The organism is Mesorhizobium sp. M0001 (genome assembly GCF_040324255.1).
Classification (GTDB): domain Bacteria; phylum Pseudomonadota; class Alphaproteobacteria; order Rhizobiales; family Rhizobiaceae; genus Mesorhizobium.
The window spans coordinates 1-15,786 of the sequence record NZ_JAMYVS010000004.1 but is presented as its reverse complement, the minus strand read 5'-3'; the positions used below and the strand labels follow the sequence as shown (position 1 = coordinate 15,786).

At 60.0% G+C, this 15,786-nt stretch carries 15 protein-coding genes; 8 read left to right on the top strand and 7 right to left on the bottom strand.

Translation table 11 applies throughout. The annotated features are described in order from the left end of the window. Positions 1-88 precede the first annotated feature (88 nt). Complete coding sequence (locus NKK50_RS12815; protein WP_352543524.1) at positions 89-760, top strand: GntR family transcriptional regulator; 672 nt, start codon at positions 89-91, stop codon at positions 758-760. Between the two features lie 472 nt (positions 761-1,232). Here the strand turns inward: NKK50_RS12815 and NKK50_RS12810 are convergent, their stop codons facing one another. After that, positions 1,233-1,607 carry a hypothetical protein gene (locus NKK50_RS12810; RefSeq protein WP_023716183.1) on the bottom strand — a complete coding sequence of 125 codons (375 nt, stop codon included), beginning with the start codon at positions 1,605-1,607 and terminating at the stop codon, positions 1,233-1,235. A gap of 192 nt (positions 1,608-1,799) precedes the next feature. On the opposite strand from NKK50_RS12810, the gene NKK50_RS12805 reads away from it, so the two are divergent. Continuing rightward, entirely contained in the window at positions 1,800-3,242 is a 1,443-nt protein-coding gene (locus tag NKK50_RS12805) for a LuxR C-terminal-related transcriptional regulator (protein WP_023716184.1), read from the top strand. A gap of 183 nt (positions 3,243-3,425) precedes the next feature. Here the strand turns inward: NKK50_RS12805 and NKK50_RS12800 are convergent, their stop codons facing one another. Then, positions 3,426-4,133 (bottom strand): winged helix-turn-helix transcriptional regulator, encoded by a 708-nt coding sequence (locus tag NKK50_RS12800; protein ID WP_023716185.1) that lies wholly within the window; start codon positions 4,131-4,133, stop codon positions 3,426-3,428. Positions 4,134-4,286: 153 nt separating this feature from the next. Here NKK50_RS12800 and NKK50_RS12795 point away from each other — a divergent pair, with 153 nt between their 5' ends. Continuing rightward, entirely contained in the window at positions 4,287-4,565 is a 279-nt protein-coding gene (locus NKK50_RS12795) for a YjiS-like domain-containing protein (protein WP_023716186.1), read from the top strand. A 281-nt stretch (positions 4,566-4,846) separates the two neighbouring features. Here NKK50_RS12795 and NKK50_RS12790 read toward each other — a convergent pair whose 3' ends face one another. Together NKK50_RS12790 and NKK50_RS12785 are read right to left on the bottom strand one after the other, a co-directional pair. Next, positions 4,847-6,619 carry an adenylate/guanylate cyclase domain-containing protein gene (locus NKK50_RS12790; protein ID WP_023716187.1) on the bottom strand — a complete coding sequence of 591 codons (1,773 nt, stop codon included), beginning with the start codon at positions 6,617-6,619 and terminating at the stop codon, positions 4,847-4,849. Between the two features lie 270 nt (positions 6,620-6,889). After that, a complete protein-coding gene (locus NKK50_RS12785) occupies positions 6,890-7,087 on the bottom strand; it encodes an RraA family protein (protein ID WP_196813640.1) in 198 nt (65 codons plus the stop codon). Between the two features lie 1,014 nt (positions 7,088-8,101). Between NKK50_RS12785 and NKK50_RS12780 the strand changes: the two genes are divergently transcribed. Next, complete coding sequence (locus NKK50_RS12780) at positions 8,102-9,574, top strand: winged helix-turn-helix domain-containing protein (RefSeq protein WP_023829984.1); 1,473 nt, start codon at positions 8,102-8,104, stop codon at positions 9,572-9,574. Positions 9,575-9,769: 195 nt separating this feature from the next. Further along, on the top strand, positions 9,770-9,892 hold the full coding sequence (locus NKK50_RS12775) for a hypothetical protein (protein WP_023825152.1): 123 nt from the start codon (positions 9,770-9,772) through the stop codon (positions 9,890-9,892). A 297-nt stretch (positions 9,893-10,189) separates the two neighbouring features. Here the strand turns inward: NKK50_RS12775 and NKK50_RS12770 are convergent, their stop codons facing one another. Continuing rightward, positions 10,190-11,194: a GlxA family transcriptional regulator gene (locus tag NKK50_RS12770; RefSeq protein ID WP_245260153.1), complete on the bottom strand. Its 1,005-nt coding sequence runs from the start codon at positions 11,192-11,194 to the stop codon at positions 10,190-10,192. 113 nt (positions 11,195-11,307) lie between these two features. On the opposite strand from NKK50_RS12770, the gene NKK50_RS12765 reads away from it, so the two are divergent. Continuing rightward, positions 11,308-12,714, top strand: a complete 1,407-nt coding sequence (locus NKK50_RS12765) for an FAD-binding oxidoreductase (protein ID WP_023716192.1) — start codon at positions 11,308-11,310, stop codon at positions 12,712-12,714. Positions 12,715-12,977: 263 nt separating this feature from the next. On the opposite strand, the gene NKK50_RS12760 is transcribed toward NKK50_RS12765, so the two are convergent. Together NKK50_RS12760 and NKK50_RS12755 are read right to left on the bottom strand one after the other, a co-directional pair. After that, on the bottom strand, positions 12,978-13,364 hold the full coding sequence (locus NKK50_RS12760; protein ID WP_023699225.1) for a hypothetical protein: 387 nt from the start codon (positions 13,362-13,364) through the stop codon (positions 12,978-12,980). Positions 13,365-13,398: 34 nt separating this feature from the next. Beyond that, positions 13,399-13,728 (bottom strand): MoaF-related domain-containing protein, encoded by a 330-nt coding sequence (locus NKK50_RS12755; protein ID WP_023699226.1) that lies wholly within the window; start codon positions 13,726-13,728, stop codon positions 13,399-13,401. 166 nt (positions 13,729-13,894) lie between these two features. Between NKK50_RS12755 and NKK50_RS12750 the strand changes: the two genes are divergently transcribed. Together NKK50_RS12750 and NKK50_RS12745 are read left to right on the top strand one after the other, a co-directional pair. After that, positions 13,895-14,950: a LacI family DNA-binding transcriptional regulator gene (locus tag NKK50_RS12750; RefSeq protein ID WP_023825156.1), complete on the top strand. Its 1,056-nt coding sequence runs from the start codon at positions 13,895-13,897 to the stop codon at positions 14,948-14,950. 372 nt (positions 14,951-15,322) lie between these two features. After that, a partial coding sequence (locus tag NKK50_RS12745; protein WP_352543523.1) for an adenylate/guanylate cyclase domain-containing protein occupies positions 15,323-15,786 on the top strand: 464 nt, incomplete at its 3' end.

Below are 15,786 nucleotides of genomic sequence, written 5' to 3'. Positions count from 1 at the left end.
GTCATCTTATGGTATACCATGATATGGAGCGCCAAGTACCTTGTCAACCGGGCGTCGAATCTGTTTTGGTAGGGCGCAGGAGGCATACATGCCAGACGACAACCTTCGCATCGACCGCAGCGCCAAGACCTTGAGGACGCTGGCGCTGGAGCGCATGCGCGAAGCGATCATGGATTTCCATTTCCAGCCTGGCGAAAGGCTCGTCGAACGGCCGCTTTGCGACCAGCTCGGCGTCAGCCGTTCCGTCGTGCGTGAGGTTCTGCGGCAGCTGGAGGCAGAGGGGCTCGTGCAGATGATCCTTGGGCATGGGCCGGCCGTCGCCAGGCCGGACCTCGGCCGTACCGACGAGATCTACGAGCTTCGGGCTCTGCTTGAAGGCATCGCGGCCCGAGCCTGTGCCCTGTCGGCCACCGGCGAGCAGTTGGCAAGGCTCGAAGGGGCGCTGGCGGATTTGTTCGATGCGTGGGCGTCGGCGACGCCGCCTGCGGTGATGCGGGCGACGACCAAATTCTACGAGGCGCTGTTCGAGGCCGCCGACAAGCGTGTCGCCTGGGAAATCGTCTCCGGGCTGAATGTCCGCATCAACCAGCTTCGTTCGATGACCATCGTCTCGACCAACCGGCGCGAAGCGGCGATCACCGAGATGAATGAGATCATGGATGCGATAAGGGCGCGCAAGCCCGATGAAGCGGAAGCGGCGGCACGGCGACATGTCGAATCGGCGTGGCAGATCGCTCGAGATAAACTTCGCCTGGTCTAGGTCCGCGTGAGCCTAGCCTATCCAACCCTTCGAAGCGCCTTGCAGAAAATGTCTGCTTCCCGGCAACGAAAATGCAACTTTACGACTGAGATGACCCGCAAAGCGGTCCGGCAGCTTCGGAGCCGTATCCGGACGGTCTGCTTCTAGGAAGCGCTCGTCGGTAAGCTGCCGTTCGAGTTCACGGTCATCGAGCGAAGTTTGCCTTGTCAACTGACGAATACGCTGCTTTGACGACCAAGTTTAGCGGGCGCTCTTACCGGCCGGCACCTTGACGGCTGGAACAGGGCCGGTAGCGGATCGGCAGCTTGTGGAGCCACGCAGCCGAAGAGCGGTCATTCCATGACGTTGTTTACAGCTCCAGGAGGAGTGTCACTCCTCCTCGAATAACAACCTGCCATTCGTCAACGCCTCCTTCCAACCTAGGGAGAACCGCCGGAAATCAGGCTGTCAGATTGCACACCGTCGCGTGGAGTCATTCATCGCGCCAGTATGGGTGGGAACAGCTGAATTGGCGCGAGCCAACCAGACGGCGTTTGGTCTCAGATATCGGTCCTCGGACGGGCAGATCATTCGCGGTCATGTTGGGTACGAAACTGTAACCCTGATCGACAAGCTGCAGTTTCAGCTCCGCCAGGTGGCGCCTGAATCCATTTTCGATGTAGCTGCGCGGATACCGCCATCCGTTCCTGCATGCTCGCACGAGAATGTCGGAATACAGTTCAGAGCTGGCAGCTTTCACCGCTTCTTCGGAAGTCAGTTTGCTGTTGGTTTGGGTACCTTCGGACAAGCATCGCCCCACCGACACCAAAAGCACCAGTATTACGGTCAAGACAGACAACTTTGTCATGGAGCCCTCCGTGTTCTGAATCGACCAGGCCTGCCAAGCAACCTGCCCTGCCGATCTGCAGAGACTAGGATGCTGACCCGTCGCATGGAATCGTGCAAATGCAGTGTTTTCGATATCGCATCTGTAGTATTTTCATCCTGATGTAAGGCCATCGGGTTCTGGCCACAGGTCGGCAGCAAGGAAAATGGAACGATGCTTCGCGCCGTAGGCAATCCTCTCGCCGGCTTATCGGATCGGGAGTTGATGGTCGCGGCAAAGTTTGCGGAGGGCATGACTTATCGCGAAATCGGCGAAACACTTTTCATAGCGCCTACCACCGTTCGGACCCATCTTTCGGCCATTTATCGGAAGCTCGATGTTCGTAGTAAAGTGGCGCTTGCTGGGTTACTTGCCGATCACCGCCAGCAGGACCGCAGCCATGCACCACCCGGAAGTCTTTCGACCGATGAGCCGGGTCCGCCGGTCCTCGCAGTTCTCCCGTTCGACAATTTAAGCGGAGAAGAACGCTGGACTCGTATCGCTGATGGTTTGTCGGCGGACCTCATAGTTGATCTCTCTCGCTACCGGGACCTTGCGGTGATCGCCCGCCAAACAATGCTTTCCTACAAGGGACGGCATGTTGACGTGCGAGCTCTCGGACGAGAGTTGAATGCCGACTATGTGATCGAGGGAAGTTTTCAAGTGGACGGGCAGCGGGTGCGCATCCGCGTCCAACTCGTCGACGCCCACACAGGGGTCGATGTCTGGACGATGCGTTACGATCGTTCCGCGAACAACCTGTTTGCGATGCTGGACAGCGTGACCGAAAACGTCATCAATGTCCTTGCAACTTGCCACGGTCAGCTCGCCAATCTGCGACGCGATGCGGCTCGTCGGAAGGCTCCAGCAAGTTTGCAGGCCTATGACTGCTATCTGCTTGGGCTTGAGCAGAAGCACCTTTTCACCCGTGAGTCGAACAAGGAGGCGATACGGCTACTGGCGCGTGCGATCGAACTCGACCCGGGTCTAGCAAGAGCTTGGACCGCGCTGGCACTTGCGCATGCTGTGGAAGCTATCAACGGGTTTACCGACAACCTTTCCGGCTCGATCGAGAGCTGGAGCCAATGTGTCAAGCAAGCGCTGGCGCTCGATCCGTCCGACATTTACGCCCGCATAATGCTTGCCGATCTTCGGGCATTGCAGGGCGATGTCGAAGCTGCTGTCGAAGAACATGACCGAGTGTTGGTGGCTGCTCCAAATGACGCGGACTCACTTGCCTTTCTTGCGGGTAGCCTTGCTCTTGTTGGCAGCGACCCGAAGCGTGGCTACGAACTGGCCAAGCGAGCGGTCCGGCTAAATCCTTATGTTCCCTGGTATCATGGAATGCTCGCTCGATGCAGCTACGTTCTTGGCTTTTACCGTGAATCACTGGTCGCGCTACGTCAATCTGCGCCAGATTCGCCCGCCACCCTTCTGTTTCTGGCAATGGCTCATGCGATGCTCAATGAAACTCCTCAGGTCGCCAGGATCAATTCGCGACTGAAGGACGAGTTCCCGAATTTCACGGCTGAGGTGTTCATCAGAACCTATCCGGTTACCAATCCTGTCGCCATTGCTGCAATCAGAGAAGGCGCCCGTCGTGCGGGTTTGGCCTAGCTTCTTCACTCTGGTCACCTCAGAGGCGCATTGCTCCTCGGGCAGCATTGGGGCCGAATGCGGACTGGCGGCTTTAACTGAGCAGCAATCAACAACGGACGATTGCACCATAGCTTTTGAGGCCAGCCAAATGGCTTTGTCGTCCTGGGCGGGTTGCATAAGGCTGCACTCCAAACATGGCTTTCAAGGAAGCTGGACGATTCCCTCAAGCGCCGCGTAGACCGAGATTCGAAGCCAACGGTCCATGCTTCGCGCGAGGCCGGGGTCGCCGATGAGGAAAAGGCCGCCCCTCTCTTTCTCACGCTCGATGCTGGAGCGGCCCTCCAGGATGGCTCCCAGCGAAACAACGCCGGTCTCGACGTAAAGATCGACGTCCCGGCCGGGGTCGAGCGTGCATAGCTCGGGCAAGTCTGAGCCTGGCTCGACCACAAACCAGTAATGGGGACACCTCGGTGGGGGATCGTCGCGGAAATGGAAGCGGATGACGGCGCGCCGCCGCGGCAGTTCAGCGAGGTCAATCTTTCGCCGCACGGCCCACATGAGGGTCGAAACATCCACGTCGGCGAGCGCGATCTCCGCCTCGATGTTGCATTGCGCCCATTCCGCCAGCGCGTTCATCGCCGGCTCGAGCCTTATCGACTTTTCGGTACGGAAATAGCTGATGGTGCCCGTCGCCTCGTCCTCGACGCGCTCGACCAGGCCCAACGCTTCCATTTCCTTGAGCCGCCTCGACAAGAGGGCGGACGAGACGTTGCCCACCCCCTTGCGAATGTCATTAAAGCGGGTCGAGCCGTTCCAGAGCTCGGTCAGGATTTGAATTGTCCAGCGTGGCTCCAGGAACTCGCAGGCGTGCGAGATCGGGCAGACCAGTCCGTAAGGCCGTCGCGTCATGGCTGACCGCTCCTTTGCCGCAGGTTAGGCCTTTCGGAGGTCTGAGGCCAGTTCACAATCTGAAGCGGAACGCTTCCGAAGCTGCCCTGGCGCCTTCTCGCCTTCTGCCGTCACGTGATCGCCATTCGCATTCCCGATCAACGGAGGTTCACCATGACTTGGCGTAACATGACGCAAACGACAATAGGCCAGACCGCACGGCGCTTGCCGGGCACTTTTCTTGACCCTCCGCTCGAACGCCTGCTGGCCCTTGTCCGTGAGTGGAGGACCCGCCGCAACATAGAGCGCGGGCTCGGTCACCTGTCCAACTTCCTTCTGCGGGACGTTGGCTTGACCGAAGCGGACGTCGAAGCGGCCTGCGCCGACAGCTTCGATAGGTCCGCCTCTCGCGCGCTCCAGAGTGCAGCGCAGAACCGCACGGGAAATTGGTGAGAAGGGAGAGCCCCGGGATCGGAAGCCGTTTTGACGGCGGCAATTGATCAGCCGAACTCAGGGCCATCCCCAGTAGCGCCTTGGTTTCAGAGATCTAGCGCGCCGAAGCGATTCGAATGCATACTTCCAAGTGGTCGGCCGGCTCTTCGGATTCATCGTGAGGAACGTCTGCTGTTGGAAGAAACCCACCGAAGCTTTGACAACCGAGTTGAGGCGCTGAGCGCACGCTCGTGCGGTATAGTAGGTCCGATAGCGAGCTACGAGCACGGCACGATCCGCAACTATCGAAGCCCGGCAATGCGCAGCCCCTCTACATAGAGAGCCCGGTGCTTGTCGTGAACGATCGGATGAAACTTGTCTACCCATTGAAGGGATAGGGACGGTTGAAGGCGCTTGGCCTGCGAAAGCGCATGAACCGCGATGTCCATTTCACCGGCCATCCCAGCGGCCGCCGCGTACGTCCGCCATGCAGACCCAAAATGGGGCCGGAGTTCAACCGCGCGACATTCGCATTCGACCGCGTCTGCATATCGTCCAGCCATGAAATGACATAAGCCAAGGATGGAGAAATTCGCAGCATATGTGTGATCGCGAGGACTTAGCCTACCCGCGATTTCAAGATGGTCGAGCCCCTCGGCGGGCATGCCCCCATATCCGTAAGTTGAGCCCAGGATCGAATGCGCAAAGGCGAAGCTCGGGTTTAGCTCGATCGCTTCATTTAGTTCTCTCACAGCAGAGTCGAAGCCGCGCGAAATCATGTGGACAAACCCTGCCGCTAAATGCGTCCACGGGTCCTCGGGGTCGCCTTGGATTGCCCGCTGCGCGAGGGCGCGAGAGGTGGGCAGAATGTCTGCTGCGTTGGCCCATCCTGACAAAACGCGGGCCGCGTGAGCCCACGCCAACAGGCTGTTGGCGCGGGGATAGTCAGGATCGAGGTCCGTAGCCTGCTTCAGAAATCCCTGTGCAATCTCGATTTCCGTAGCCGAACTCCAGGTCCAGACATATGGCATCGCCTTCATGACGAATCCCCAAGCGTCAAGATTGGTGGGGGACCTGCTCTGAAAGCGTTGCTGTTCCGCCGTGTAGAGCCGCGGCTCGATCGTAGCGATGACACTTTCGGCAATCTGATCCTGAAGCGCGAAGAATTCCGACAATTCCACATCGTATCGTTCAGCCCACACTTGTACCCCGGTCGATGTGTCACTGACTTGCGCGCTTATCCTGAGTCGATGACCTGAGCGCCTTACACTTCCGTCCAGCACATACCGCACACCAAGCTCTCGACCGACTTGTTTTAAGTCGACCGCTTTTCCCTTGTAGGTGAACAAAGAGTTCCGGGCGGACACGAAGAGCCAACGAAGACGCGACAGCCGAGTAATAATGTCTTCGGCAAGGCCGTCGGCGAAGTATTCCTGTTCGGGGTCGCCGCCCATGTTCTGGAATGGCAAGACAGCAATCGAAGGGTTGTCGGGCAGCGCCAGCTGTTCGGAGGACCCGGCAGTCGCAGCCAGATCGGTTTTTGGGACCGTGTCGCGCATACATAGGCGATAGGTGCGCACCGGGCGTGCGATATTTTTGAGCTCTTTCTCGCCCAGATCGACAAATTCTTCCTTCAGTTTGTCGCGCACCTGTTCGTAAGCGGCGGCCGATAAACAGATGCCGTTCGGCTCAGCGATGCTTTCTAGACGGGAGGCAATATTGACACCATCTCCCATCAGATCGCCGTCGCTCTCCTCGACAACATCGCAGAGATGAATGCCGACGCGAAATTCAATGCGTCGCCCGGGCGGTAAGCCAGCGTTGCGCTCAATCATGCCGTTCTGCATTTCGATTGCACAGCGTACGGCGTCAACAACGCTCCGGAACTCTACGAGGGTGCCGTCACCCATAAGCTTCACAACGCGCCCATTGTGGACAGCGATGGTCGGATTGATGAGATCGCTCCGGAGCGCCCGTAGCCGCGCCAGCGTTTGATCTTCGTCCGACCCCGCCAACCGGCTGTATCCGACCACGTCGGCGACCAGGATCGCCGCAAGTTTCCGCGTCTGGCTCACTTTGCCCACTCCTGTCGACTAAGTGGCATAGCACAGATTACAAAATCCCGTTTTCGAAGGCGACGTTCGATAGGTGAATTCCGAGATAGCCTCAAACAAAGCAGCGCGGGATCTGATTGGAAGTGAATTACGGCAACCACGATCTGTTGGCGAGGCGGACCTTAGGTGCCGTTGAAAATTTTCAGTCAACGAAGCGCGTCCTGTCAGACTTGATGATGACCTCGGCGAAATCGGGCGAGACCTTGCCGCACCAGGCCATCAAGAGTTTTCTCACCGCCCTGATACGGTGAGCCGCGCCAGCACCGTTTCAGCCTCGAGGCGAGGCACCACGGCGATACCATCGCGGTCGCCGACCAGTATGTCTCCCCGCGAGATGGTCATTCCTCCCAGTACCACCGGGAACCCGGCCGTGCCTGGACCATTGCGCGCCGGCGAGTTCGCGACGATCCCGGCACAGTAAACCGGCACCCGCCCGCCTCGATCCCGACAACATCGCGCACGAGGCAGGCGCACCCCTTGTTTCGCACCATGCCAAGGACCAGATCCTCAGTGACCGCCGCACCAGCAAAGCTGTCGGTGGCCGCAACGATGATATCGGCCAGTATCGCAGTACCTGGCGAGAGTGCCTTAATCCCTGGTGCAACGCCCCTCGCCCGCCCATGGCGTCTAGGACTAGGCTCACGGGCAAGCCGGAAAAGGCACTGATGATCTCTGCCGCAGGCCGTTCGAAACGGCTTTTGATGGTGAGCAGCGGTGGGTCTTCAATCATGTGGCGGCCTCACACCCTGAACGAACGAAAGACGAGCTGCAGCGGGATATTTGCGGTTCCTCAAAGGCGCTGCCGCAACTTCCATGCCCTTGAGAGATATCGAAGGCGAGGATCTTCGCTCTGGGGGCGCGGTGAAGTTCAAGCACCTGGCAGCTGAATTCCTCGCCATCGTAAAGAGCTGCGCGTCGTCGATCGCATCGAGGCAGCGACCCAAGGCGCCTCGCCGAGAGTGGAAGACGAGGAATAGTTCGCCCGATTCGCGTGATCGCATTTCGCGATAGCCGCCGGCGAGCCAGTCATTGGCTTCTCGGCGCCGGCCGATCTGTACTCCAGCGACCAGGTTTCAGAAAAGTTTCAGAATTTCGCCGGTACGCACCGCTCCACATGCGCCATGATCCCTACAATCTAGGGAGTGGCCATCATGGAAAACGACGTCGAAAGGCTCCGCATACGGCAAGAGCTTTACGAGTTGTACTTCAGTGGGGTCAACAGCTTGGCCTGCGCGCCAATGCCCGGCACCTTCTTCGAACTTCTAGAGTTGGGCGCCCTGGCTCGCCATGAACCCGTGCCTGAGGGGGCAGAACCTGCGGCTGCGGCAAAGGTCTTGACCGTAAGCGCGGATGGCCCCTGTATGTCGACGAGCCCGGCTCGGTTTGGCAGAGCGCTTCTGAATGTCGCATACAGAATCAGGGAGCATAGCAATCGGCGAGTGCGTGTTTGACACTTCGCGCGGCTTGCTGTTGCGCCAGGGTCATCCCGTCAAACTTCGTCCCAAGACATTTGCACTCCTGAGCCATCTCGTTGGAAAAACAGGGCACGTCGTCAGCAAGTCGGAGCTGATGGAGTCCGTCTGGCCTGGGCTGTTTGTAACCGAAGACTCGCTCACCCAAGGCGTGCGCGAGTTGCGCAAGGCGCTGCGCGATGACTCACAAAGTATAATTCGCACCGTCTCAGGCCGCGGCTACCTCCTTTCACCGCTTGGCGCGCCGGCGAGGCCGCCGTCCGACCTGCCTTCTGTAGCGGTGCTGCGCTTCACTAATGAAGGCGATGCGACTGACACGCCTCTGGTCGATGGTTTTGCCGAGGACATTGTCAACGCTCTGGCGCGATTTCGCACTGCTGTTGTCCTGGCGCGCAACTCAAGCTTTTCCTTTGCGTCGGAGGACCCCGGCAACTGGACCGAGGTCGGCAGGAGACTCGGGGCAACCTTCCTGGTTCGGGGACGCATGGGCCTTCGCGACGGCACCGTACGGGTGGCGATCAACCTCATCGAAGCGGCAAACGGCGCGGTCTTGTGGGGCGAGAAGTTCACAGCATCGGGCTCAGCTGTTTTCGACATGCAGGAAGAGATCGCGCTGCGTGTGACGAACCGTCTTGTCGCACGGCTCGACGATGCGGGCTTGACGCGCGCCCGTCCAAAGCCTCCAGCAAGCCTGGCGGCTTATGAGCTTCTTCTCAAGGGGCTGGTGCATTTGCGTGGCTACGGCGCCGACGATAATCAGGCAGCACGGAACTACTTTGCTGCGGCCGTCACCAAGGATACGCATTATGCGCTCGCGCGCTCATACCTTGCATTTGCCGACCTGATTATCGGCGATTATGGAATGGCTCCTCCGGAGGTGCTGGCCGACATAGTAGAGCAAGCCCGCTTCGCGGTAGGACTCGCACCAGAGGAGCCTCGCTGCCATCGGATTCTTGCCCAAGCACTGCTGTGCACGCGCACATACGATGCCGCCGAGCGGCACTTTCGAAGATCCTATGACCTCAATCCCTTCGATGCGGACACGATCGCGCAGATCGGCTATCTGCTTGCCATCAGGGGCAAGCCTTTCGAAGCCCTGACCTGGATCGACAAGGCGGTTCAGATCAATCCGATACATCCAGACTGGTATCATTCCGACCGTGCATTCGCCCAATACGCGGCGGGAGACTACAAGGGAGCCGTTGTCAGTTGGTCGATGTTGCCCATGACTTCGGCCGTAAGGCTCACATGGCTGGCGGCGGCACAGGCGAAGTTGGGCAACCAGGACGCGGTATCGCGGCTCGTTTCGGAACTCAAGCGTATCGCGCCATCCTACACTCCACTGGAGTCGATCCGGGCCAGCATGCTTTACGAGCATGAATCTGACGCTGACCATCTTCTCGACGGAGTCGCGAAAGCGCTGATGATGTGGAGCGCCGCCTGAACTGTTTGGTTACCGGCCGGACTGGCGGAGCTTTGGGCAACGTTGAAACATTACGACACCGATGTGTCGGATGGTTTGCATTCAAAGGTTTTTGCGACGCTATCTGAGAGCTCTCGTCGGTGATCGCGGGAGGAACTATGGAATCGCCCGAGCATGCTTTCGAAATCATCCGCTACAAGAAATTGGACCGTCCGCGTGCCGGCCTATAGCAACACGCTGACCTTCGCTTTCGAGGCAGAAAGCTACGCACGCTCCTATGCGGATGGCCAGGCTTTCCGCCTTAGCGTCGAGGTGGCTGAGCGCAAGAAGTGTGCGTGAAGGGGGCCTACAATCCTGGTCGTTTCGCCCCAGACGGCTGAACCCGACGATGTCCGCCACCAGGATTGCCGCAATCTTACGGCGCTTCGGTCATTTCTGCTGCCAAAACCGCCACAAGCTTTCGTTCTGGGCGCGCCACGATCCCCTCCGGCCCTACACCTGGGTTTGCTCTAACGTGGCACCCCTGCCTACGCGCAACCAGCTACCAGAGTCCGCTTCAATCGGCGGCAGAGCTCGGCCCAATGGCCGAATTGCGGCGCATAGCGGAATATGGCATCGCGCCTAGACGGTTGAGATTCAACCGCGGCTCAGAACTCGCCGGAGAGCACTGAAACGAATGCGATATTGCGCCGGCGTCAGCCCGACCTTGCGGCGGAAGAGACGCCCGAAAAAACTCGCATCCTCGTAGCCGACTTCATTGGCCACACCCTCGACCGCCAGGTCGCCGGTCTCCAGCAGTTCCTTGGCCGCTTCGAGCCGGAGCGCGTGGATGTAGTCGATTGTCTTCATGTCCGTGGCCCTTGCGAAGCGGCGCACGAAGGAGCGCTCGGACAGGCCTGACAGCTTGGTCATGGCGGTGACGGGCGAAGGGGTCCGGTAGTTGCGTTCGGCCCATTTCTGGCAGCGGTTGATCACCGCGTCGTCGGTCTGGCGAAAGCGCATCAGCGCTGCGAAGGGCTGCTGGCCCATGTCGTGCCACTGCAGCATGTAGACCTTGGCGACCTCCATCGCCTCCCTGAGGCTGACGAAGCGCGCGATCAGATAGAGGGCGAGATCCTGCCAGCTTGAGCCGCCCCCGGCCATGACGATGCGCTGGGCCTCGCCGCTCAGCACGAGCGACTGGCCCGGCTTCACCTTCACGCCGGGATAGTTGTTCGTGAGCGTCTCGACATAGCCCCAGTGAATGGTGGCCTCGCGATTGTCGAGCAGCCCGGCCTCACCGAGCAGCACCGCGCCCGAACATGCGCTGGCCAGCATGGCGCCGTCGTCATGCGCTCGCTTCAGCCACGCGGCTTCGGCGTCATACTGCCCGGCAACGCTTTCGCCCGGATTGACGAAGAAATCTGGAATACAGACGATGTCGGGTGGCGGGCAATCGGCAAGGCTGTGATCTGGGCGCACCCAGATGCCGTTTGCCGCGCGAAACGGGCTGCCGTCCCCGGCGACCACATAGGGCCGCATGCGTGGCGTGCCCGCGGCTCCGCTGGTGATGAACAGGAAATCCCTGCCGGGCGAGGAAAACAAGTCGAACATGCCGTAGATCGTGGAGGCGGTAGCCTCCGGAGCGGCAAGGATCGCCACATTCAATGGTCTCGCCTGTTCAACCATGGCAGAAATGACCGCCTTCCAGCATTTTCGACTTTAGCGGCCGTGCCCGCGCCGCGCTAGCGTGTGTCAAACGAGGAGACCGCTACATGGCCGCCACCGCTACCCTTGCACAATCGAGCATCGATAGCTTCCGTTCCATCTTGTGCGGCGAGGTGCTGGAGCCGTCGAACCTGTCCTATGACGCGACGCGGGTCGTTTGGAACGGCATGATCGACCGCCGTCCCGCCCTCATCGCGCGCTGCCGGAGTGCTGCCGATGTCGTGGCGTCGGTGAATTTCGGGCGCGAGCATCGGTTAGCGATCGCGATCCGCTCGGGTGGCCACAATGTTGCAGGCTACGCCGTCTGCGAAGGCGGCCTGATGATCGACATGTCGCTGATGAAGGGCGTGCGGGTCGCGTCCGGCCTCGACCGTGCCCTCGTCGAGGGCGGCGCGACCTGGGCCGATGTCGATGCGGCCACCACCCCGCTTGGCCGCGCCACGCCGGGCGGTCTCATCTCGGCGACGGGCGTTGCCGGCCTGACGCTTTCCGGTGGCATCGGCTGGCTGCGCGGCAGCCACGGCCTCAGCGTCGATAATCTGCTGGCCGCCGATCTGGTGACCGCCGATGGCCGGCTCATCCATGCCGACGCGACGCAGAACCCGGATCTCTTCTGGGCGCTACGCGGCGGCGGCGGCAATTTCGGCGTGGTGACGAGCTTCGAGTTCAAGCTGCACCCGATCGAACCGGAGCTGATGTTATGCGGTCCGGCCTATCCCGAGGAGCGCGCCAACGAGATCATTCCGCTCTGGCGCGACTTCATGCAGACCGCACCCGACCGCCTGAGCGGCCTGGCCGAGTTCTCCACCCTGCCCGACGACCCCTCGATTGCCGAGCATGCAAGGGGCCGGCGCGTCCTGGCGCTCGCGCATGTCTATGACGGACCGGCCGACGAGGGCGAACGGGTCGTGGCGCCGTTGCGCAGTTTTGGGGAACCGCTCGTCGATTTCAGCGGCCGCATGCCATATCGCACCATCCAGTCGCTCTATGACGGGCTGTTCCCGAAAGGCCGCGACCGCTGCTACTGGAAATCCACTTACCTTTCGCGCCTCGACGACGAGGTCGTCGGGGAGACCACTGCTTGGATGGCGAAGCGCCCCTCCGAAATGACCTTCGCCTCGATCTGGAAGTTCGGCGGTTTCGTCCAGCGCGTTGCAGCCGATGAGACTGCCTTCGGCGACCGCTCCATGCCCTTCATGCTCAGCCTCGACGCCATCTGGCCAGGCGCTAACGAGGACGATGCGAACATCGGCTGGGTTCGCAGCTTCTGGCAGGACATGCAGCGCTACTCGACCGGCCGCCTCTATCTGAACTTCCCCGGCCATGGCGAAGGATCGGATCTCGTCCGCGACGCCTTCGGCGCTGAGGCTTACGCGCGGCTCGCCAAGATCAAGCACAGATACGATCCGGACAATCTGTTCCGCCTCAACCAGAACATCCTGCCAATGCGCTGACGCACAATCAAAATCGGGTGTACGGTGCGACCCTCGTCTCGCCGTGGGAGCTTTGATCGCGCTGAGTCGCGAGCGACGACCAGCGTGGTCGCCGCGATGCCCGCTTTCAATCAGTGGCAAATCTGTCCGCAACGGCTGAGATGAAGCGCAAAGCTGTCGGGCAACCTTGGGGACCGCAAGCCAACTGGCAGCTTTAAGGCTTCAATCCGTCAGAAGTGGACGTTCAGCGTGCGCGAGTTCCGGTGGCCAGGATCACGTCTGCTTTATGACTTCATCTCGACACGGATACCATGCAGGGTCTTGCTCGAAGCGTTGAGCACGCGACCCGCTGGTTGGGGGGCCATATGCACCACGAGACAGCCTTGACCGTCCCATGCCTGAACCGCCTGGATGACATCTCGATTGGGCGGCATCATGGTTCCATCCGGCGCGAAGTCGTGGATAGGGCCTTCCACCTCATCGAACACGAATACTGAAGGCCAGCGGTGGTGATGTGTCGGCTCTTCCTCGTCGGGCTTGAGGATTACCTCAAGCACACGTAGCCGGTCATTCTCAAACAACACCTTATGGTTTCCGGGAGCCGCGATAACGGCGTCAAGCTTTGGATCCCACTGCGTAGGATCGGTCTGGTCGATCACCTTGGTAGTCATGGCGTAATTCTCCTCTCAGATAGACAGGCGGCCCTCACGCCGTCGTCACTGGTTGAATTGTGCCTTGGGCGCAGAACTGCTGCCCGTCCGCCAGTCGCGCATAGTTATGAACGATCTGGTTCTCGTGATCTTGAACCTGCACGACGAAGTTGCCGCCTTGCTCGGTCCAACTCATGATGAAAAGTCCGGGTCGAACGCCGGTCAGATTGCTCTGAACCACCTCGTCGATCTCGGTAGCGCCGATCGTCGCCTGCACCCGCAATTCGGTCGGCGACAGGACCGTCAACCTCGGTACGAACTGTCCGAATGAGCAATCAAAAGTCTTTCCGACGAGCGAGGTCGGAGCACCATTGGTGGTAGCCATCCTAATCCTCCTTGATGATTTTCGAAATCAGCTCGGCCGATGCTCGGGACAGATGCCGAACTGCCACTTTCAATTTTTGGAGCGCTCCAAGTGCAAGTTCCAACATTTTGGACCTAGCGTCAAGAAAAAACTTGGAGCGCTCCAAGAAATTGTCTAATTGAGGGAAATGAACGCTTCTAAAATGCCTACGCTCGCCGATGTCGGCCGGCTCGCTGGAGTCTCCCGCGGCACCGTCTCCAACGTATTCAACCATCCGGATCTGGTGCGATCCGATCTGCGCCAGCGCGTCGAGGCCGCGGCGCGTCAGCTTGGTTATGATGGCCCCGACCCGAGGGGACGCGTGCTGCGCGACGGCAAGTTCAACGCCATAGGCCTGATCCCCCCGGGCGCATACGCCATTGCCGATATGATCAGGAGCCCATATCTGCGCGAGCTGGTGCTTGGCGTTTCGCTTGCTTGTGACGAGGCTGGAGCGACATTGAGTTTGGTCAATGGTACGGACGAGACACGCACTTCCACCATTCGAGAGGCCTTGGTTGACGGCTTCATTCTGGGCCACAGCGCGGACATCGAGTTGATTGCGTCTTTACGGCGCCGGCGGCTGCCCTTCGTCATCCTCGAGAGCGATGCCGGTCCGGACGTCAATTCTATCCGGATAGACGGCAGGAGCGGGGCGCTGGCGGCCATCAGGCATCTGGCTGCTCTTGGACATCGGCGTTTTGCAATCCTTTCCATTCGGCGCACATCGGGGTCACCCATCGTCCATTTGCCTGGCAATTCCCCGCGCGCTATCTCTGCCGGTTTTCAACTCGATCAGGAGAGACTTTTCGGCTTCGCCCAGGGTTTGGCTGAGCTCGGTCTGTCAATCGACAATGTCCCGATCATCGAGACGACCCCAGGTGAGCCTTCGGCCGGAGCGGTCGTATTCGACCGGGCTCCGCAAGCAACGGCGATCTTGACTATGTCGGACTGGCAGGCAATCACCGTCCTGGACGAAGCGCGTCGGCGCAATATCAAGATACCCGAACACATGTCTGTCGTCGGCTTCGATGGCACTGCGGAGTCTTCGCGCACCACGCCCCCGCTCACGACAGTGGCTCAAGACATTGTCGGGAAGGGGAGACTTGCCGCCACGACGGTGTTTGCAAACGGCGCCCCGAGCCAGGTGATCATACCGGTCGAACTCTTGGTCCGCGGCTCGACCGCCCGACCACGCGGTTAGGCCGGTCACCTCATACTCGTCGTAACGCACAGTGCGCACTGCGAACTCCAGCGTGGTCGCCGTCAACGTCTGCTTTCAGAAGGTATCAAAGGTGGCTGCAACGGCCGAGATCAGGCGCATTGCGGTCCGGCAGCCTTGGGGCCGGGACCAGTAAGTCCGCTTGTGGTCAGTTAAGAACGACAGAGGCCGATCTCGACCCACATCAGCCATGCGGCAACATCCGGTTTCGCACAAGGCTAAGCCATGAGGGCAATGTCTTCAAAACGACGTGGTTGCATTATCGCTGTCCAGTAGGCCAAGCATGCTCGCATTCGAAACGCCAGTCGAATACGCTCAGCGAAGCTTTGAGCTAGGGAGGCAGGACAACCGCACATGGAGCGAAGGCTTACCGCGATCCTTGCTGCCGACGTGGTCGGCTACAGCACGCTCATGGGCGAGGATGAGGTCGGCACGCTCGAACGACTGAAGGGTTGCCGTCGAGAACTGGTCGACCCCGCGATCAAGGAATTCCACGGTCGGATTATCAAGCTCATGGGAGACGGGGCGCTGGTCGAATTCGCCAGCGTCGTTGATGCCGTCCAATGCGCTGCCGCGATTCAGCGCCGGATGGCTGTCCGAGACCCGGGCACCTCCGACCCCCGCCACATCCGGTTTCGCATCGGCGTCAATCTCGGTGATGTCATCGTAGAGGAAAATGACATCTACGGCGATGGCGTCAACATCGCCGCGCGCCTCGAGGCTATGGCCGAGCCGGGGGGTGTATGTATCTCCGGAACCGCATTTGATCATGCCGTTCACAAGGTTGATGTCGGCTTTGCCAGTCTTGGCGAGCAGCG

Coding starts and splice junctions, on each gene's coding strand:
- NKK50_RS12815 (WP_352543524.1), top strand. CDS start 89: ATGCCAGACGACAACCTTCGCATCGACCGCAGCGCCAAGACCTTGAGG.
- NKK50_RS12810 (WP_023716183.1), bottom strand. CDS start 1,607: ATGACAAAGTTGTCTGTCTTGACCGTAATACTGGTGCTTTTGGTGTCG.
- NKK50_RS12805 (WP_023716184.1), top strand. CDS start 1,800: ATGCTTCGCGCCGTAGGCAATCCTCTCGCCGGCTTATCGGATCGGGAG.
- NKK50_RS12800 (WP_023716185.1), bottom strand. CDS start 4,133: ATGACGCGACGGCCTTACGGACTGGTCTGCCCGATCTCGCACGCCTGC.
- NKK50_RS12795 (WP_023716186.1), top strand. CDS start 4,287: ATGACTTGGCGTAACATGACGCAAACGACAATAGGCCAGACCGCACGG.
- NKK50_RS12765 (WP_023716192.1), top strand. CDS start 11,308: ATGGCCGCCACCGCTACCCTTGCACAATCGAGCATCGATAGCTTCCGT.
- NKK50_RS12760 (WP_023699225.1), bottom strand. CDS start 13,364: ATGACTACCAAGGTGATCGACCAGACCGATCCTACGCAGTGGGATCCA.
- NKK50_RS12755 (WP_023699226.1), bottom strand. CDS start 13,728: ATGGCTACCACCAATGGTGCTCCGACCTCGCTCGTCGGAAAGACTTTT.
- NKK50_RS12750 (WP_023825156.1), top strand. CDS start 13,895: ATGAACGCTTCTAAAATGCCTACGCTCGCCGATGTCGGCCGGCTCGCT.